Annotated in this window: 16 protein-coding genes; 7 read left to right on the forward strand and 9 right to left on the reverse strand. The window is 63.5% G+C overall.

The annotated features are described in order from the left end of the window. Window position 1 precedes the first annotated feature (1 nt). The 5 genes from IAE33_RS07395 to IAE33_RS07415 form a co-directional block, all read right to left on the reverse strand. Entirely contained in the window at window positions 2-814 is an 813-nt protein-coding gene (locus tag IAE33_RS07395) for an OmpA family protein (RefSeq protein ID WP_201162985.1), read from the reverse strand. Next, on the reverse strand, window positions 811-1,164 hold the full coding sequence (locus IAE33_RS07400) for a DUF4398 domain-containing protein (protein WP_201162986.1): 354 nt from the start codon (window positions 1,162-1,164) through the stop codon (window positions 811-813). Before IAE33_RS07400 ends, IAE33_RS07395 begins: the two co-directional genes overlap by 4 nt. 9 nt (window positions 1,165-1,173) lie before the next feature. Then, complete coding sequence (locus IAE33_RS07405) at window positions 1,174-1,995, reverse strand: substrate-binding periplasmic protein (protein WP_201162987.1); 822 nt, start codon at window positions 1,993-1,995, stop codon at window positions 1,174-1,176. 73 nt (window positions 1,996-2,068) lie between these two features. Then, on the reverse strand, window positions 2,069-2,998 hold the full coding sequence (locus tag IAE33_RS07410) for an electron transfer flavoprotein subunit alpha/FixB family protein (protein WP_201162988.1): 930 nt from the start codon (window positions 2,996-2,998) through the stop codon (window positions 2,069-2,071). Next, window positions 2,999-3,748 carry an electron transfer flavoprotein subunit beta/FixA family protein gene (locus IAE33_RS07415; protein WP_016498683.1) on the reverse strand — a complete coding sequence of 250 codons (750 nt, stop codon included), beginning with the start codon at window positions 3,746-3,748 and terminating at the stop codon, window positions 2,999-3,001. A 553-nt stretch (window positions 3,749-4,301) separates the two neighbouring features. Between IAE33_RS07415 and IAE33_RS07420 the strand changes: the two genes are divergently transcribed. Then, the gene (locus IAE33_RS07420; RefSeq protein ID WP_201162989.1) at window positions 4,302-5,966 is read left to right on the forward strand and encodes an electron transfer flavoprotein-ubiquinone oxidoreductase; all 1,665 of its coding nucleotides are present in this window, start codon (window positions 4,302-4,304) and stop codon (window positions 5,964-5,966) included. Between the two features lie 63 nt (window positions 5,967-6,029). On the opposite strand, the gene IAE33_RS07425 is transcribed toward IAE33_RS07420, so the two are convergent. From IAE33_RS07425 to IAE33_RS07435, 3 genes are all read right to left on the reverse strand, one after another. Continuing rightward, on the reverse strand, window positions 6,030-7,367 hold the full coding sequence (locus IAE33_RS07425) for an MFS transporter (protein ID WP_201162990.1): 1,338 nt from the start codon (window positions 7,365-7,367) through the stop codon (window positions 6,030-6,032). Between the two features lie 72 nt (window positions 7,368-7,439). Next, window positions 7,440-7,913 (reverse strand): histidine kinase, encoded by a 474-nt coding sequence (locus IAE33_RS07430; protein WP_201162991.1) that lies wholly within the window; start codon window positions 7,911-7,913, stop codon window positions 7,440-7,442. Between the two features lie 167 nt (window positions 7,914-8,080). Beyond that, the gene (locus tag IAE33_RS07435) at window positions 8,081-8,608 is read right to left on the reverse strand and encodes a sigma-70 family RNA polymerase sigma factor (protein WP_272867583.1); all 528 of its coding nucleotides are present in this window, start codon (window positions 8,606-8,608) and stop codon (window positions 8,081-8,083) included. A gap of 161 nt (window positions 8,609-8,769) precedes the next feature. Between IAE33_RS07435 and IAE33_RS07440 the strand changes: the two genes are divergently transcribed. From IAE33_RS07440 to IAE33_RS07450, 3 genes are read left to right on the forward strand one after another with little or no spacing between them, the layout of a single operon-like run. Continuing rightward, window positions 8,770-9,948, forward strand: a complete 1,179-nt coding sequence (locus IAE33_RS07440) for an efflux RND transporter periplasmic adaptor subunit (RefSeq protein ID WP_201162992.1) — start codon at window positions 8,770-8,772, stop codon at window positions 9,946-9,948. Next, window positions 9,949-11,913 carry a MacB family efflux pump subunit gene (locus IAE33_RS07445; RefSeq protein ID WP_201162993.1) on the forward strand — a complete coding sequence of 655 codons (1,965 nt, stop codon included), beginning with the start codon at window positions 9,949-9,951 and terminating at the stop codon, window positions 11,911-11,913. A 3-nt stretch (window positions 11,914-11,916) separates the two neighbouring features. Then, window positions 11,917-13,335: an efflux transporter outer membrane subunit gene (locus IAE33_RS07450; RefSeq protein WP_201162994.1), complete on the forward strand. Its 1,419-nt coding sequence runs from the start codon at window positions 11,917-11,919 to the stop codon at window positions 13,333-13,335. 37 nt (window positions 13,336-13,372) lie between these two features. Here IAE33_RS07450 and pvdP read toward each other — a convergent pair whose 3' ends face one another. Further along, window positions 13,373-14,995, reverse strand: coding sequence for a pyoverdine maturation tyrosinase PvdP (pvdP, locus tag IAE33_RS07455; protein ID WP_201162995.1), 1,623 nt, complete (start codon window positions 14,993-14,995; stop codon window positions 13,373-13,375). 177 nt (window positions 14,996-15,172) lie between these two features. Between pvdP and pvdM the strand changes: the two genes are divergently transcribed. From pvdM to pvdO, 3 genes are all read left to right on the forward strand, one after another. Beyond that, window positions 15,173-16,525, forward strand: coding sequence for a pyoverdine-tailoring dipeptidase-like protein PvdM (pvdM, locus tag IAE33_RS07460; RefSeq protein ID WP_201162996.1), 1,353 nt, complete (start codon window positions 15,173-15,175; stop codon window positions 16,523-16,525). 8 nt (window positions 16,526-16,533) lie between these two features. Then, entirely contained in the window at window positions 16,534-17,814 is a 1,281-nt protein-coding gene (pvdN, locus tag IAE33_RS07465) for a pyoverdine-tailoring periplasmic protein PvdN (RefSeq protein ID WP_201162997.1), read from the forward strand. Between the two features lie 82 nt (window positions 17,815-17,896). Continuing rightward, window positions 17,897-18,763 carry a dihydropyoverdine dehydrogenase gene (gene pvdO / locus IAE33_RS07470; RefSeq protein WP_201163002.1) on the forward strand — a complete coding sequence of 289 codons (867 nt, stop codon included), beginning with the start codon at window positions 17,897-17,899 and terminating at the stop codon, window positions 18,761-18,763. The last annotated feature ends 85 nt before the right edge of the window (window positions 18,764-18,848 follow it).

An 18,848-nucleotide genomic window follows, 5' to 3' on the forward strand; every position in this document is an offset into this window, starting at 1 on the left:
ATCAGCGCGCAGGCGCCAGCTTGCCCTTGTCGTCAGAAAACACGATCTCCACACGGCGGTTCTGCGCCCTGCCCCGCTCCGACGCGTTCACCTCTACGGGGTACTGGTCGCCGTAGCCTTCAACCAGCAGGCGCTTTTCATCAATACCAAGGTCGGCCAGCATATCTGCCACGGCCTGGGCGCGGTCGCGGGAGAGCTTGAGGTTTTCTTCGGGCGTACCCGTGCTGTCGGTGTAGCCCTCGATGCGCACGACTCGACGCGGGTTGAGCTGGAGGAACTGCACCAGCTTGAGCACCGTGCGGCTGGCGGAATTGCGCAGGTCGGCACTGCCCGTGTCGAACAGCACATCGCCCAGCGTCAACACCAAGCCACGGTCACCCTGCTCCGAGGCCAGTGCGGCGATCTGCGACTCCACCCATTGGCCCTGCTGCTGCACACTGGCCAACTTGGCCTCGCGCAATGCCAACTGCAGACGCTGGCGCTCCAGGTCAAGCTTCGCCAGGCGCTCCTGGTTCAACGCCAGTTTGGTGTGCTCGCGGGCGATCTGGCTGTAGCGCTGGCTCAGGTAAGCGTAATGGCGCACGTCCGAGCCACTGCCGATGTACGTAGACAAGCGCTCGGCGCGGGCCAGCGACTCACCCGCACGGATCACATCACGCGGGGCGCTGCGCAGCACATCAGAATCGTCCTTGACCTGCTGGAACGCCACGGTCGCCTCGTCCAGCGCAGAAGCACTGCGCTGGCTGGCGCACCCGCTAAGCCCTGCCGCCAGCATCAGCAGCGCCAACGTGGCCAATGGCTTGCGAGCGATCATGGCTGCACCTCCAGCTGTTTGCGCAAGCGCTTCACCCGGGTCTGCAACAACTGCAGCTGTTCATCGCTCTTGACGTTGAGCACCTGTGCTTCGGCCAGCCTGGCATCCAGCTCGGCTTGCTCGGCGCGCATTCGCGCGTCACGGAAGTCCTGGGTGAGCATGTTGGTGCGGGCTCGGCCCAGCTTGTCTTCAGCCAGCTTCAGGGGTTCGACCTGGTCAGTAGCGCCCACGGCCTTGGCCTGTTCCAGCGCCTTTTCGGAAAGGCGCATCTGTTCTTCAGGGGCCGGATCATTGGCGCAGCCAGCCAGGCCCAACACGGCCATGGCAAGGATGAATGCTTGGGTTCTCACGCGATCTTCCTAGTGTTTGGGGGCGTCCGCAGGCACCTGCAATTGCGCTTTCCAGCGCTCGAGGTTGGCCTGCAGCACAGCGTCGGACTTACCGGAGATCGGCAATTCTGTCAGTTTTTTCGCCAATTGCCCACGTAACCAGCTGTCATTGCAGGCAGAATTGTGCGAAAGCGCCAGGTACAGGCCAGGCCTGTCCACCGGTAGGCCCCGTGCAATCAGGTGGTTGCTCATGCCGAGCCCCTGGGCCATGGCCATGCCGGAGTAACGACCGGCCAGCACATAGTCGACCTGGCCAAGTACCAGCTTCTGGAAAGCCTGAGTGAGGTTCTGAGCGGGCACCAGCCGCAACTGGGCCTTGGCGAATGCACTGAAAGCAGGTGTGAGGCGGGCCCGCTCCGACAAACTGCCCTGGTACTTGGCCAGGTCAGCGGGGCCGTCGAAGGTGAGCTCGGCGTCATGGCGCGTCCACACCAGGTATTCGTTGAGCTGCAGTGGCGGGTGAATGTAGTCCAGCGCCGTCAGTTGCTCCACTTGCATGGGCGCGTCAAGCAGCAGGTCCATGCGCCCGCTGCGCACCTCTTCCAAGGCCTGATCGCGACGGCCCGCACTCAGCACTTCCACCTTCACCCCCAGCTCACCGGCCACCTGGCGCAGCAGGTCGACGTTGGCGCCGATCAGGTGCCGGGGGTCTTTCGGGTCCTGCCACGAATAAGGCGGCGCATCAGGGCTGCCGGTCGCCACCAGGCGCTCGCACTTGCCAGCCGCCATGGCCAGCGGCGTTATCAGTGCCGCCATGCAGGCCAGCCACCTGCCCTTCCACCGCCGTATCATCCGTTACTCCTCAACCCATAAAAAAACCCGGCCCCTCAACGGGGCCGGGTTCTTTATAAGTGAAGCCAGCGGATCAGACCAGCTTTTCCAGCTCCGGCACGGCTTCGAACAGGTCCGCGACCAGGCCGTAATCGGCCACCTGGAAGATGGGCGCCTCTTCGTCCTTGTTGATCGCAACGATCACCTTGGAGTCCTTCATACCGGCCAAGTGCTGGATAGCACCCGAAATACCGACGGCGATGTACAGCTGCGGCGCGACGATCTTGCCGGTCTGGCCGACCTGCATGTCGTTAGGCACAAACCCCGCATCGACCGCGGCGCGCGAGGCACCCACGGCAGCGCCCAGCTTGTCGGCAAGGCTGTACAGGTGGCTGAAGTTGTCACCGTTACCCATGCCACGGCCGCCAGAGACGACGATCTTGGCTGCAGTCAGCTCAGGGCGGTCGGACTTGGCCAGTTCTTCACCGACGAAGGTGGAGATACCAGCGTTGTGCGCAGCGCCAACAGCTTCAACAGCAGCGGAGCCACCTTCGGCAGCCACGGCGTCAAAGCCGGTGGTACGCACGGTGATGACCTTGATTGCGGCACTCGACTGCACGGTGGCAATGGCGTTACCGGCGTAGATCGGGCGCTTGAAGGTGTCGGCGGATTCGACCGAGATGATCTCGGAGATCTGGTCGACGTCCAGCAGCGCGGCAACGCGTGGCAGGATGTTCTTGCCGTTGGTGGTGGCAGGTGCCAGCACGTGGCTGTAGCCCTTGGCCAGGTCGACGATCAGCGGCGCGACGTTTTCCGGCAGGACGTGGGCGTAGGCTGCGTTATCAGCAACCAGAACCTTGGCAACGCCAGCGATCTTGGCAGCGGACTCGGCAACGCCGCCGACGTTCTGGCCTGCGACCAGCACATGCACATCACCACCAATCTTGGCGGCTGCAGCGACAGTGTTCAGGGTGGACGGGGCTACGGCACCGTTTTCGTATTCAGCGACAACCAGGATAGTCATTTAGATTACCTTCGCTTCGTTCTTCAGCTTCTCGACCAGTTCGGCCACCGATTTGACCTTGATGCCGGCGCTGCGGGCAGCCGGGGCTTCAACCTTCAGGGTCTTGTTGGTGGAGGCGAGGGAAACGCCCAGGGCGTCGGGCGTGACGGTTTCCAGCGGCTTTTTCTTGGCCTTCATGATGTTGGGCAGCGACGCATAGCGCGGCTCGTTCAGGCGCAGGTCGGTGGTGACGATGGCTGGCAGGTTCAGCGATACGGTCTGCAGGCCGCCATCGATTTCACGGGTGACGTTCAGCTTGTCGCCCGCCACTTCCACTTTGGAAGCGAAGGTGCCCTGGGCGTAGCCGGTGAGCGCCGCCAGCATCTGGCCAGTCTGGTTGTTGTCGCTGTCGATGGCCTGCTTGCCAAGGATAACCAGCTGTGGCTGCTCCTTGTCGACAACGGCCTTGAGCGCCTTGGCCACAGCCAGGGAGTTCAGCTCGTCAGCAGCTTCCACCAGGATGGCGCGGTCGGCACCCAGTGCCAGGGCAGTACGCAGCTGTTCCTGGGCAGTGGTCGGGCCGACGGAGACGACGACGATCTCGGTCGCAACGCCCTTTTCCTTCAGGCGGACGGCTTCTTCCACGGCAATTTCGCAGAAGGGGTTCATGGACATCTTGACGTTGGCGAGGTCGACGCCGGAGTTGTCCGCCTTGACGCGAACCTTGACGTTGTAGTCGACCACTCGTTTGACAGCTACAAGAACCTTCATGGATTCCTCGTTACTCTCCGGTGAATTGATAGTCGCCTGGGGCTGAGCCCGGCGATGCGCGTGGGTACAAGGGCACCTCTAAAAACGTACCTGGGGGCAGCTTCTTCAGCGTGACCAAACAGTCGTATGCGGACCGCTGCGGCAAATACGCGCGGGTCATTTTCTGTCGTGGTGTGTAAACTGCACTACAAACCGCGCCAAAGCCTGAAAACCCTGCTCCACACCTGGTTTTTAGAGGTGTACCTGCGCCCGGCTGCAAGCCTACGGCGAACGTAAAACCGCTCGTATCTTGACCGTAACACCTAATCCGGTCAATACGGCAAACCGGTCACCTTCCAGCCGCTTACCTGTGATTTTACTGGCCTGCGGCAAATTCAAACAAACGTTTGTATTGGACCCGCCAAGTGGTGTAGATATAATGCGCGACCAAGACAAAACGGTGTAGTCCGCCATTTGCCCGGCTACCGCTGCGCGGTTGCCACCACTACAGCAAATGCCCTGTGCACCCATAAGACCAAGCAACACACCCGCCTTGATGAGTAGGAGAGAACCAGTGGAACGCGAATACATGGAATTCGACGTGGTCATCGTCGGCGCTGGCCCGGCAGGCCTGTCCGCCGCCTGCCGCCTGAAGCAGAAGGCCGCCGAAGCCGGTAGCGAAATCAGCGTCTGCGTGGTGGAAAAAGGCTCCGAGGTCGGTGCCCATATTCTCTCCGGTGCCGTGTTCGAACCCCGCGCCCTGAACGAGCTGTTCCCGGACTGGAAAGCCATGGGCGCGCCGCTCAATACCGAAGTCAAGCGCGACGACATCTATGTGCTCAAGGATGCGGGCAGCTCGACCAAGGTGCCAGACCTGTTCGTGCCCAAGACCATGCACAACCATGGCAACTACATCATCTCCCTGGGCAACCTGTGCCGCTGGCTGGCCCAGCAGGCGGAGAACCTGGGTGTGGAGATCTACCCGGGGTTTGCCGCCCAGGAGGCGCTGTTCGACGAAAACGGTGTGGTGCGCGGCATCGTCACCGGCGACCTGGGCGTTGACCGTGAAGGCCAGCCCAAGGACGGCCTGTACACCCCTGGCATGGAACTGCGCGCCAAGTACACGCTGTTCGCCGAGGGCTGCCGCGGCCATATCGGCAAGCAACTGATCAAGCGCTTCGACCTGGACAACGCGTCGGACGTGCAGCATTACGGCATCGGCCTGAAAGAGCTGTGGGAAATCGACCCCGCCAAGCATGAGCAGGGCCTGGTGGTACACACCGCCGGCTGGCCGCTGGATGTGATGGCCAAGGAAAACACCGGTGGCTCGTTCCTCTATCACCTGGAAAACAACCAGGTGGTGGTCGGGCTCATCGTTGACCTGTCCTACGCCAACCCGTACCTGTCGCCGTTCGACGAGTTCCAGCGCCTCAAGCATCACCCGGTCATCAGCCAGTACCTTGAAGGTGGCAAGCGCATCAGCTACGGTGCCCGCGCCCTGGCCAAGGGTGGCCTCAACTCGCTGCCGAAAATGGTGTTCAACGGCGGCGCCTTGATCGGTTGCGACCTGGGCACCATGAACGTGGCCAAGATCAAGGGCAGCCACACCGCGATGAAGTCCGGCATGCTTGCCGCCGAAGCGGTGGCCGATGCCTTGCTGGCCGGCAGCGAGGGTGGCGATCAACTCAATGGTTACGTCAGCGCCTTCAAGGCCAGCTGGCTGTACGAAGAACTGTTCGCCAGCCGCAACTTCGGCCCTGCCATGCACAAGTTCGGCCCCCTGCTGGGCGCTGCCTTCAACTACGTCGACCAGAACTGGTTCGCCGGCAAGCTGCCGTTCACCCTGCGTGATACCAAGCCGGACTACGCCTGCCTGAAGCTTGCAGCCGATTCACAAAAAATCGAGTACCCGAAACCCGATGGCAAGCTGAGCTTCGACAAGCTCAGCTCGGTGTTCCTGTCCAGCACCAACCACGAAGAGGAGCAACCCTGCCACCTGAAGCTGACCGACCCGAGTGTACCGATCGCCAGCAACCTGCCGTTGTACGATGAGCCTGCCCAGCGCTACTGCCCGGCCGGCGTGTACGAGGTGGTCACCCAGGAAGACGGCAGCAAGCGCTTCCAGATCAACGCGCAAAACTGCGTGCACTGCAAAACCTGCGACATCAAGGACCCGGCCCAGAACATCACCTGGGTCACCCCTGAGGGTGCAGGCGGCCCCAACTACCCCAACATGTAACGTTCTTGGGGTGAAAAAAACCGGCTCTTGGGAGCCGGTTTTTTTATGTGCACAGGTGAGCGTTCAGCGCCTGCCTGATCGAGCGCCACACAAGACGGGCTTGGGCTCCGCCGCGAACGCCAGCGGCTCACGCGCCCCAAAATACAACGCCGTCAGCAGCCCCACCGCCCCCATTACAGCGCAGAAGCCCACACACACCCATGGGCTCCATGGCATCAGCGCAATCAAGGCCAGGGGCGTGGTACTGGCCCACAACGCATAGGCCCCGTTGTAGGTAAACGAAATACCCGACACGCGTATCTCGGCCGGGAACAACCCCACCATCACCGACGGCACCACCCCCACAACCCCGCAGCCAAGGCCTGCCAGCCCATAGGCCAGCCAGGTCACGCCCCACTGCCCCACCAGGCTGGCGTACAAAGCGCCGATGCCCAACGGCAGCACCAGGCTGTAGACCATCAAGGCACGCCAGGCCCCCACCCGGTCGACCAGCAGGCCGGCCAGCACGCACCCCACATTGAGGAAGACGATACCCACGCTGCTCAGGGCAAAGGTGTGCCCGGCCGTCATGCCGAACCTTTGCTGCATCACTGTCGGCGTGATCACCACCAGTACCACCACTGCGGACGTCAGCACGCAGGTGAGCAGCGCCGCGGGGATCAACGCCTGCCGGTGCTCGCCCAGTACCCGCCGCAACGGGAAGCTCACCGGCCGCGCCTGGCGCGCCCGCAAGGCTAAGAATACCGGTGTCTCGCTCAGCCAGCGGCGCAGCCACACGCCGACTACGCCAAACACACCGCCCAGCAGAAACGGGTAGCGCCAGGCGTAGGCAAGAATCTCCTCAGCTGTGAACGCCTGTGCCAGCAGCGTTGCAGTCAGCGCCCCCAGCAAGTAGCCGAAGGTCAGCCCCGCCTGCAGGAAGCCCAGGGCATAACCGCGCCGGCCCGCGGGCGCATGTTCGGCAACGAACGTCCACGCACTGGGCACTTCGCCGCCCACCGCCGCCCCTTGCAGAATGCGCAGGGCCAGCAGCAGCAGTGGCGCCGCATAGCCGATATCGGCATAGGTAGGCATCACGCCAATCAGCAGGCACGGCAGGGCCATCATCAGAATGCTCAGGCTGAACACTTTCTTGCGCCCCAGGTGATCAGCAAAATGCGCCATCAGAATGCCGCCCAGCGGCCGCGCCAGGTAACCCGTGACAAAAATGCCGAAGCTTTGCAGCAGGCGCAGCCACTCGGGCATTTCAGGGGGAAAGAACAGCTGGCTGAGGGTCAGGGCGAAGAACACGAAGATGATGAAATCGTAGATTTCCAACGCGCCGCCCAACGCAGCCAGGCCAAGGGTCCGGTGGTCGCCGCGGGTAAACCGGGGTGGGCGAGCGGTATCAAGGGCAGTCATGGCAGGTTTCGCAACAGGATGAAGGGCTGGAGGATAACAAATAGCGGCCTCGTTGCCCTGCCCTTGCCGGCTTCAGCGATGGAACACCGTCTGCGCAAAATTGCCCAGGGGCCTGCCCACCGGCACCGGCACGCCACCCGGCAACCTGAGTGTGCCCACCACCTGCGGCGCGTCGATGATCGACATGAATGACAACAGCGCGTCGTTGTCCGGCACCTGCGGCAGGCTCAGGTTGATGGCCTGGCGTTCGGCCTGGGGCACAGCCGGCACTTTCACCTGGGTGGAGTGGTAGAGCAAGGCGTGCTGGATCTGCGTGCTCACCCGGCAGAACCGCGCCAGGTCCACACCGGCGTGGCTGGCCAGTTCGATGTTGCCCAACAGCAGGTGGAACGGCTGCAAGGCGCACTGCACCAGGCGCTGCAGCTCTTCAAAATGCTCGACTGGGGCAATGCGGTAATAGCCCATGCCGTTGAGCAAGCGTTCCAGTTGCAGGCGCTGGTACGGGTGGGCGTCGGCGATGAGGATGCGCAGGGACTTGTTTGCCATGATCGGGCCTGGGGCAAGGGGGTAATGGTTGCATTCCAGACCTACTGCGCCAATCACGGCTACTGCGAGGGCCATACCTAACAGCGGTCTTCTTTGATAGAAGCCGGGAAAGCTGCATAAATCAAGTGATTGGCTGTTGGAATTTACATTTGCCTCTAACCCGGCGCTCAGCAATCCCACTGGCGCATGCGCACCCGGCAGTGCTTCATGGCGTTGACAATGTGCTTTTCCACCAGGCTGCGCGAGATGCCCAGGCTTTCAGCGATCTGTTGGTGGGACAGCCCTTCGAGCTTGCGCAGCAGGAAGCTGTCGCGGCAGGGCTTGCTCAACTCATCCAGCGCACGCTGCATCAATGCCAGGCGCTGATCGAGCTGCATGCCATGGGTCAGTGCAGGGCTGTGCCAGCGCTCGTCGTTGTCCAGCACGTCCAACGGTTCGGCCTGGCGCACCTGATGCCTCCGATGACGGTCGACTACCAGGTTGAGTGCTGTGCGGTACAGAAACGCGCGTGGGTGCTCAATGCGCTCGGGGTCGGTGCGCTCCAGTACCCGCAGGTATGCGTCGTGGGCAACGTCCTCTGCCGCCTGGCGACTACCAAGACGTGCGCAAAGGAAGCTCACCAATTCACGGTAATAATGTTCCACAACGACACCTGGCGCCGCCCTGCCTGGCCAACGGCAAGGTCGAGGGAAAATGTGATATCAGCGTGCAATCTTACAAATTATAATTATTCTCAGCAACACAGCCTCCCTCCACTTAACCGGGTAAATCCTGCTCCCCCAACTTCGTCTCACTGGGACCTCCCTGCGCGCCGCATTTAGCCGCGTGTAGCCAACATCCCTGGCTGGAAGCCCGCATGACACGCTCATCCAACACTCGCCGCCGCCTCTTCCTCGGTGGCCTGGGCCTGCTTGGCCTGGGCAGCCTGCTGGCCTGGAAGGCCCTGCCCTTCGACAATCAGCCGGTCAACACGGTCGCTGTTACCCGCGCCGACATCGAAAGCAGTGTAACGGCACTCGGCACGCTGCAACCACGCCGCTATGTGGACGTTGGCGCACAGGCCTCCGGGCAGATACGTCGCCTGCATGTAGAAGCGGGCGACCAGGTTCGCCAAGGCCAGTTGCTGGTGGAAATCGACCCTTCCACCCAGCAGGCCAGGCTCGATGCCGGCCGCTATTCGATCGAAAATCTCAAGGCCCAACTGGCCGAACAGCGCGCCCAGTATCGCCTGGCCCAGCAGCAGCTCAAGCGCCAGCGTGACCTGGCCGCCGCCGGCGCCACCCGCGAGCAAGACCTGCAGACCGCCGATGCCCAGCTCAAGGTCACCCAGGCGCGCATCGACATGTACCAGGCGCAGATCCTTCAGGCCCAGGCCAGCCTGCGCAGCGACCAGGCCGAACTGGGCTACACGCGCATCTATGCACCCATGGACGGCACCGTAGTGGCCGTGGATGCCCGTGAAGGCCAGACCCTCAATGCCCAGCAACAGACCCCGCTGATACTGCGAATCGCCAGGCTTTCACCGATGACCGTGTGGGCGCAGGTTTCCGAAGCCGACATTGGCAAGGTCCAGCCCGGCATGATGGCCTACTTCACCACCCTCTCCGGCGGCAAGCGCCGCTGGACCAGCACCGTGCGGCAGATTCTGCCGATCCCACCCAAACCGCTGGAACAGTCAAGTCAGGGCGGCGGCAGCCCAGTCAGCGCCACCGCCGGGACCACGGGTGCCCAAGTGGTCCAGTACACCGTGCTGCTCGATGTGGACAACCCGGATGGCGCCCTGATGGCCGAGATGACCACCCAGGTATTCTTCGTCGCCGGCCAGGCCAGCCAGGTTCTGACCGCACCGCTGGCGGCCCTCGACGACAGCAACGGCGACGGCCTGCGCCTGGCTCAGGTGCTCACCCGCGACGGCAAAGTCGAAGCGCGCAAGGTGCGCACTGGTCTCAGTGACCGCCTGCGGATACAGATTCTGGACGGCGTCAGCGAAGGCGAACGCCTTGTCATCGGCGCGCCTGCCGCCAGCGGAGGTTGAATGCCTGCTCCCCTGATCGAGCTCAACGATATCCGCAAAGTCTATGGCGGCCTCGACACCCCGAGAGTCGACGTGCTGCGCGGCATCAGCCTGACCGTGCACCCCGGCGAATTCCTCGCCATTGTCGGCGCCTCGGGCTCCGGCAAGTCGACCCTGATGAACATCCTTGGCTGCCTGGACCGCCCCTCCTCCGGCAGCTATCGCTTCGCCGGCAAGGACGTGGCCGAACTGGGCAGCGACGAACTGGCCTGGTTACGCCGCGAAGCTTTCGGCTTCGTGTTCCAGGGCTACCACCTGATTCCTTCCGGCTCGGCCCAGGAAAACGTCGAGATGCCAGCCATTTATGCTGGCACCCCCGCCAGCGAACGCCACGCCCGCGCGGCCGCCCTGCTCACTCGCCTGGGCTTGGCCAGCCGCACAGGCAATCGCCCGCACCAGCTGTCCGGCGGCCAGCAACAGCGAGTGTCGATTGCCCGGGCGTTGATGAACGGCGGCCACATCATCCTTGCCGACGAACCCACCGGTGCCCTGGACAGCCACAGCGGCACCGAGGTGATGGCGCTGCTCGACGAACTGGCCAGCCAAGGCCATGTGATCATCCTGATCACCCACGATCGCGAAGTGGCGGCACGTGCGCAGCGGGTTATCGAGATTCGCGATGGCCTGATCATCAGCGACTCTGCAGCCGGGCTGCCCAGCGCCGAAACGCCAAAAGGGCTGCAGGCCGACGCACTGCGCCAGCGCCTGGGCCACGGCGCAACCCTGCGCGGTGCCTGGAAAGGTGAGTTGTTGGAAGCCCTGCAGGCGGCCTGGCGGGTGATGTGGATCAATCGGTTCCGCACCGCCCTGACCCTGCTTGGCATCGTCATTGGCGTCGCTTCGGTGGTGGTCATGTTGGCCGTGGGCGAAGGCAGCAAGCGCCAGGTAATGGCACAGATGGCCGCCTTCGGTTCGAACATCCTTTACCTCAATGGCCGCCATGCCACGCTGCGCGAGCCCGCGGGGATAGTTACCCTCGACGATGTCGCAGCCATTGCGCAACTGCCCCAGGTCACCCGGGTCATGCCGGTAATCGGAAACGACGTGATGGTGCGCCACGGTAACAACAACCAGAAATTCTACGTGGGCGGCAATAACATCGAGTTCCCCCACATTCTCAACTGGCCGGTAGTGCGGGGCAGCTTCTTCAGCGATAGCGACGAACGCACCGGCGCCGCCGTGGCGGTCATTGGCCAGAAGGTACGCGACAAGCTGCTCGAACCCGGCAGCGACCCGATCGGCCAGTACCTGCTGCTCGGCAACGTGCCCTTCCAAATCGTCGGCGTGCTGGCTGAAAAGGGCGCCAGCTCCGGCGACCAGAATAGCGACGAACGTATCGTTGTGCCCTACTCGGCAGCGTCCATTCGCCTGTTCGGCACCCAGGACCCGGAGTACGTGATCATTGCCGCCCGCGACTCGGCCCGGGTGGCCGAGACCGAGGCGGCCATCGACCACCTGATGCGCCAGCGCCACCAGGGCAAGCAAGACTTCGAACTGACCAACGACGCTGCGCTGATCCAGGCCGAGGCGCGCACGCAGAACAGCCTGTCGCTGATGCTCGGTGCCATCGCCGCGATTTCCCTGCTGGTCGGCGGTATCGGCGTGATGAACATCATGCTCATGACCGTGCGCGAACGCACCCGCGAAATCGGCATCCGCATGGCTACCGGCGCCCGCCAGCGCGACATCCTTCGCCAGTTCCTCAGCGAGGCGGTGATGCTGTCGATGGTCGGCGGCCTCACCGGCATCGTCCTGGCCCTTGGCATCGGCGCAGGCCTGATGCTTGGCGGCGTCGCCGTGGCCTTCGCCCTGCCCGCCATTCTTGGCGCCTTTGCCTGCGCCGTGGTGACCGGCATCGTGTTCGGCTTCATGCCTGCCCGCAAGGCGGCCCGTCTCGACCCGGTCAAAGCCCTTACCAGCGAATAATCCATGACATTGCCAAGCCGCATCAGCCTGTTGACCCTCAGCCTGGCCCTCGCCGCCTGCAACACAGCCGCGCCGCCCGCCAGCGGCATCGCCCCACCTGGCACCTGGCAGGGGGAAGCCGGTGATCCCTCGCTCGCTACGCCCCAGGCCCAATGGTGGCAAGCCTTCGCCAGTCGCGAACTGGACCACCTGGTCGAACGCGCCCGCCTCAACAGCCACGACCTTGGCGCCGCCACTGCCAGGGTTCGCCAGGCCCAGGCTCGCGCCGTGATCGCAGGGGCACCGTTGCTGCCGGAACTGGCCCTCGGCTTGACTGGTAGCCGCCAGCATTTGATGCGTGGTGAGGGCAGCGATCAACTTGACGCCAGCAGCAACGAACGCACCAGTACCTCGTTCGGTACCCAGTTGAGCGCGACCTACGAGATCGATTTCTGGGGCGGCCTGCGCGCAGCCCGCGACAGCGCCCGGCTAGGCCTCGACGCCAGCCGCTTCGACCGCCAGACAGTGGAGCTGACCCTGGTCAGCGCCGTGGCCGACAGCTACCTGCAAGGGTTGGCGCTGGACGAGCAACTGCGCATTGCCCACCTGAACCTGCGCAACGCCCGGGATGTGCTGGGGCTCGTCGAAGCACGCCAGCGTTCTGGTTCTGCCACGCGCCTGGAGCTGGCGCAGCAGCGCAGCCTGGTGGCGGCTCAGGAACGGCAGTTGCCGTTGCTGGAGCAACGTCGGCAGGACAACCGCGTGACCTTGGCCACCCTACTTGGCGACCCGGTACAGAACCTGCCTGGCAGCAATGAACGTATCGAAGCCGTGCGCTGGCCTACGATCGGCAGCGGCATGCCCAGCGAGCTGCTGACCCGCCGCCCCGACATCGCCGCAGCCGAAGCAAGACTGGCAGCGGCCAGTGCCAACGTACAGGTGGCCAGGGCCGCCATGCTGCCCAAGTTGACCCTCGGCGCCGAGCTTGGCACAGGGGCGCGCACCTTACCCCACATCTTCGACAGCCCCTACTACACGCTGACCGCGGGCCTGGTCGCGCCGATATTCAACAACGGCCGACTGCGCGCCTCACGCGATCTGGCCAAGGCCGAGCAGGAGGAGTTGCTGGAGGGATATCGTAGTAGCATCCTGGCCGGTTTCGCCGATGTCGAGAAAGCGCTCAATGCCATCCAGGGTGTCGACCGCCAACGGGAGTGGCAGGACGAGGAAGTGCAGCAGGCACGCCTGGCCTTCGACCTGGCACAGCAGCGTTATGGTGCCGGGGCCGAGACGCTGCTAACAGTGCTGGAGACCCAACGCACACTTTATGAAGCCCAGGATCAGCAGGCCCAGTTGCGCCTGGTACGGTTACAGGGGAGCGTGGCGCTGTACAAGGCGCTGGGTGGCGGCTGGCAGGTAGAAAAAGTACAAACGGGGGAATGAGCCCAGGGGCTGCCAGCACCTCGGCATGGTCGAACCGTCAGGCCAGCAACCCCTTCAACGACAGGTGCCGGGCATACCATGGCCGCTTCGGCACTTGGCGCATGAACCCTGCCAGCTTCCCTTCGTCTTCGCTGAAGATGATGCGCAAGGCCAGCTTCATGGTCTCGACATCCATTTCCACCGACTTGCCCGGCCTGACGCCCGGCACCGTGCTGCAACCATGGGTATCCGGCCCCAGCCACGGATCGTCCACTTCCACCCAGCGCCCCGGTGCGAACCAAGGTACACCGTTGACCTGCGAGCGGCTGACTTCGCCTGGGTGGAAACGCTCGTGGGCCGCAAACCAGTCCTCCAGGCGATCATCAATCCAGCCATGAAAACGCCAGAACACCGGATGCACATGCGACGAGAACGGGTCGCCCAGAAAGTCGTTTTCCGCTGCATACCAACGTGGTGCAAAGTCGTCCAGCTCACGGGCGAGCGGCACCGGCGCGCCATTGGAGGGGTCGCGCGGCACCGACGCCCAGCGCATGTGCAGCCAGTCGTGCAGGCCCAGCTCCATCTCCGACCCCAACTGGCCCAGGGTCATTCGCGACAGGTAGCGCGGGTCGCGGTACTGAGACTCCCAGACCGCGAAGTTGCCATGGAACGTCTCGGCCCGCTTGATGCCGTTTACCCACTCGCTGAACGCGTCGTCCCCCGGAGCCAACCAAGTCGGCGGCACCGAACAGCCGTCGAGGTTGTCGAAATAGCGGGCAAATCCCAGGCGGTCGCGCTCGAGCTCCGGCTGCGGCAACGGAAAGCGCTGCCATGACGGCAGCGGCTGCAGGGCACGGGCCGCAGCCAGCATGTGCCGGTGCATGAAGAAGAAGTCCTCGCCCGAACCGTTGCGGTCCTTGAGCTTCCCCCGGGCATCGCGCTCCTGGTCACGGGGGCCGGGCTGCCAGCCCAGCCCGCGCAAGGCATTGCGCTTGTCGTCCGGCAAGCTGTGCCATTTGTCCCGCGAGGCATGCCAGAGCTGGTGGAACAGACGGTGTTCCGGCGAAATCAGCCAAGCCAGCAGGGGCGGCTCCAAGGCGATGGTCTGGCGCGCCTCGGGGACGCGCTGGCGAATAGCGACGAAACGGTTGTCCTGCAGCGGCAGTGCCAGCGGCCGGTCCAGCGCTGCGATGCGCCCACTCAAGGTCTCGCTGCCGGCATTGCCGAACCCGCCCCACACTTCGTCGAACGTGATCGCCATCTCGTAACCCGGGTGGCTACCATCCTCGGGTTTGAGGCGCCAATACAGGCGGTTGGGTTCGGCCTCGATCAAGTCACCTATCAACTGATAACGAGGCGGCTGCGCGCTGCGCAGGCGTTGCGCGCTGTCCAGGCAACCGCGTACGCCACGACCACGCGCGGCAATGTCGATGAACAGTTCCAGCGCCTCGGAGGGCAAACCTGCCAGCCCAGCATCCGCGCCCTCAAGACGCAAGCTCCAGATACCGCGCAAGCGGTTACCCAGGCGCTGACCGGCGGTGTCGGCAAGCTCCACGCTGGCCTCCCCGGGCGTCACCGGAAATTCCTCCCTGGTCAGCTCGCGGTGCCCGTAGTAGGCCGCTGGCAGGGCCGCGCCCGCCAAGGCCACACCGGCCATGAACCCTCGTCGAGAAATCGTCATTACCCTTCCCGTGTCCGCCATGAAGCAGGCGCTATCCCAGCAAGAACGTATGTTGCCCGGCAAAATTTAGCGGCGGCGCGATACCCCACGCCCGCCCCGGTAAATTTCCGCCCATGCTGCTCGTCCCTCCCAGATAGCCCAAGCCCCCGGCATTCGCGGACCTGAATCGAGATGGCAATGACAAGACCTCGCTGGAAGAAAACCTTGTACATCGGCGTGCCGCTGGCCCTGCTGCTCGGCGCCGGCGGCTATCTGGCCTGGAGCCAGTGGCTGAGCCCTGCGCCCCACTTTCCGCGCGAAGTGATCAAGCAAGCCGATGAATTGCAGGAGCGGCTGATTTCCTTCGACAGCCATATCACCCTGCCGATGGACTTCGGCACCTATGGCCAGGAAGCCGACAAGGATGGGGACGGCCAGTTTGACCTGGCGAAGGCCGCCAAGGGCAGGCTGTCGGGCGCGGCACTGACCATCTTCGGCTGGCCGGAAATCTGGAATGGCCCCAACGCACCGCATCGGCCGACCGCAGGCTTTCTCGATGAGGCCCGCAACCAGCAAGAAGTGCGTTACAAGATCATCTCCGGCCTCGTCCGTGATTTCCCCAACCAGGTTGGCATCGCCTACACCCCCGAAGATTTCCGCCGTCTGCACGGGGAAGGGAAGTTCGCCATTTTCATCAGCATGCTCAATGCCTACCCACTGGGGAACGACCTGAACCTGCTGGACAAGTGGGCAGCACGGGGCATGCGCATGTTCGGTTTCAGCTACATCGGCAACAACGACTGGGCCGACTCGTCCCGCCCGCTGCCGTTCTTCAATGACTCCCCCGATGCCCTGGGCGGCCTCTCACCTATCGGCAAGCAAGCCGTACAACGGCTCAACGACTTGGGGGTGATCATCGATGTCTCGCAAATGTCCACCCAGGCCCTGGAGCAGGTCAGTGCCCTGACCCGCGCGCCCATCGTCGCCTCGCACTCGGCGCCGCGGGCCATGGTCGACATTCCACGTAACCTCAGCGACCGCGAACTGCAACTGATCAAGAAAAGTGGCGGCGTGGTGCAGGTCGTCGGGTTCTCCGGCTACTTGCGGCCGCTCACGCAAAAGACCCAGGACAAGCTCAACGCGCTGCGCGCCAAGTTCGAGCTGCCACCGCTGCCCAACCTGGCGATGGCGCTGATGCCAGGCGACCCGATCATCGCTGCCTGGCCCGAGCAACGTTTCGGCAGCTATGCCAGCCAGCTCTACGCCATTCTCGACGAAGAGCCCAAGGCCAGCCTCAAGGACCTGGGCGATGCCATCGACTACACCGTGCGCAAGATTGGCATCGACCACGTCGGCATTGCCTCGGACTTCAACGAAGGTGGCGGCGTGCAGGGTTGGGACGATGTCAGCCAGGTGCGCAACGTCACAGCCGAACTGATCCAGCGTGGCTATTCCGAAGCCGATATCGCCAAGCTCTGGGGCGGTAATTTCCTGCGTGTCTGGGCCCAGGTGGAAAAAGCCGCCAGCCCTTCTCTCTCCTCAACTCGGTAAGCGCAACCATGAGCGACCGCCGCACCTTCCTCAAACACGCCAGCCTGCTTGCCGTCGCCCTGCCCTTGGGCAGCAGCCTTGGCCAGGCCTTGGCCAGCCCCGCCAGCGCGCCGAAGGCAGGTGACCGATGGGCGCAATTGCGCCAGCTGTTCAACCAGGACCCGGCATACCTGCATCTCTCCAATTTCCTGATCACGTCCCACCCCAAGCCGGTGCAGAACGCCATCGACCGCTACCGTGTCAGCCTCGATCGCAACCCAGGCCTGGTAATGGACTGGGACTGCCAGGAACCCTGGCAGCACGAAGCACGTGTGCGCGAATGGGCCGGCAAGTACCTGCAGGCACGCCCCGGCCAGATCGCCCTGACCGGCAGTACCACCGAAGGCCTGGCAGTCATCTATGGCGGGCTGCACGTGCGTCCAGACCAGGAGATCCTGACCACCGAGCACGAGCATTCTGCTGCCGAAGCGATTCTCGACTTCCGCACCCAGCGCCAGGGCACCCAGGTTCGTCGAATCCGCCTGTTCAAGGCCCCGGACAAGGTCAGCACCGACGAGATCGTCGGTAACATCGACCGCAACATCCGCCCCAACACGCGCGTCCTGGGCATGACCTGGGTGCAATCGGGCAGCGGCGTGAAGCTGCCCCTGGCCGACATCGGGGCGGTAGTCGACCGGCATAACCGCGACCGTGCAGAAGCCGACCGCATTCTTTATGTAGTCGACGGTGTACATGGCTTTGGCGTGGAAAATGTGAGCTTCCCGCAGATGAACTGCGACTATTTCATCGCCGGTACGCACAAGTGGATGTTCGGCCCGCGCGGCACCGGTATCGTCTGCGCGCGCAGCGAGCAGCTCAAGAACATCACGCCTCTGATCCCAACCTTCTCACAGGATAACGACTTCGCCACCAGCCTCACCCCTGGCGGCTACCATGCCTTCGAACATCGCTGGGCACTGGACGAGGCCTTCAAACTGCACCTGCAACTGGGCAAGGCCGAAGTCCAAGGGCGTATTCACCAGCTCAACAGCTATCTCAAGCAACGCCTCAGCGAACACGCGCAGGTGGAACTGGTCACGCCACTGTCACCCGAGCACAGCGCTGGCTTCACCTTCTTCCGCGTCAAGGGCCGCGACAGCGACAAAGTCGCCGCTGCCCTGCTTCAGCGCAAAGCGATCGTCGATGCGGTGTACCGCGATGTCGGCCCGGTTGTGCGCACCGCACCGGGCTTGCTCAATGACGAGTCCGAGATTGATCGCTTCATGACCCTGCTCAGCGCCCAGCTGTGACCTCCGATCACCTTGAACGAGAAGCCTCATGAATCCGACCCTGCCTACTTCCCCACATGGCCCGCTGTGCATCTTCGCCCCAATGACTTTACTCGCCCTGCTTTCCGTTGCCGTGCCGGCGCAAGCCGAAACACCCACGCCCGGCACTGTTTTCAAGGACTGTGCAAAGGGTTGCCCCGAGATGGTCGTGCTGCCAACCGGTTCATTCATGATGGGCTCCCCCAACGACGAAGTCGGTCGCCAGGACGATGAGGGCCCTGTGCACCAGGTCACCTTCAGCAAACCCTTCGCCATCAGCCGCTTCCAGATCACCTTTGGCGAATGGGATGCGTTCATCAAGGCCACCGGCTACATGATGCCCAGCGGCGACGACCGCCCTGGCCGCCTGTGCCAGGCCGGCACGTCGACCCAAGGCGGCCGGCCCACCTACGGTGGCAACCACCAGGTCACCAGCAAACACCCGGCCGTCTGCATGAACCTCAAGGAGGTCCAGGCCTACGTCGCCTGGCTGTCGAAAAAAACCGGCAAGCAGTACCGGCTGACCAGTGAATCGATCCGTGAGTATGCCGCCCGCGCTGGCAGCACCGGCCCTTTCCCGTTCCCCTTCGATGAGGGCAAGGAGTACAGCATCGCCAAGCACGCCAACACCTACGGCCCGACCGACGGCTACAGCTACACCGCGCCGGTTGGCAGCTTCCCGGCCAACGCCTTTGGTGTGTATGACATGCACGGCAACGTCTACGAATGGACTGCCGACTGCAAGCACGACAACTATGTCGGTGCGCCGACCGACGGCAGCCCCTGGGTGGAAAAAGACTGCAAGTTCCAGAGCATTCGTGGCAACGACTACGGTGAAGCCCCTGTGTTCTCCCGCTCCGCCAACCGCAACGACCTCTATCCCAACGAGCGTGGCGACTGGATAGGGTTTCGTGTAGTGCGCGACTTGTAACCGACCAACCCGGCCCTGTCGCGGCGACAGGGCCTGCCAGCCCGCTAAATTACCCCCTCCATCAGTCGTTCTACAGGGAGCCTTA

The organism is Pseudomonas sp. S60 (assembly GCF_016647865.1).
Taxonomy (GTDB): Bacteria; Pseudomonadota; Gammaproteobacteria; order Pseudomonadales; family Pseudomonadaceae; genus Aquipseudomonas; species Aquipseudomonas parafulva.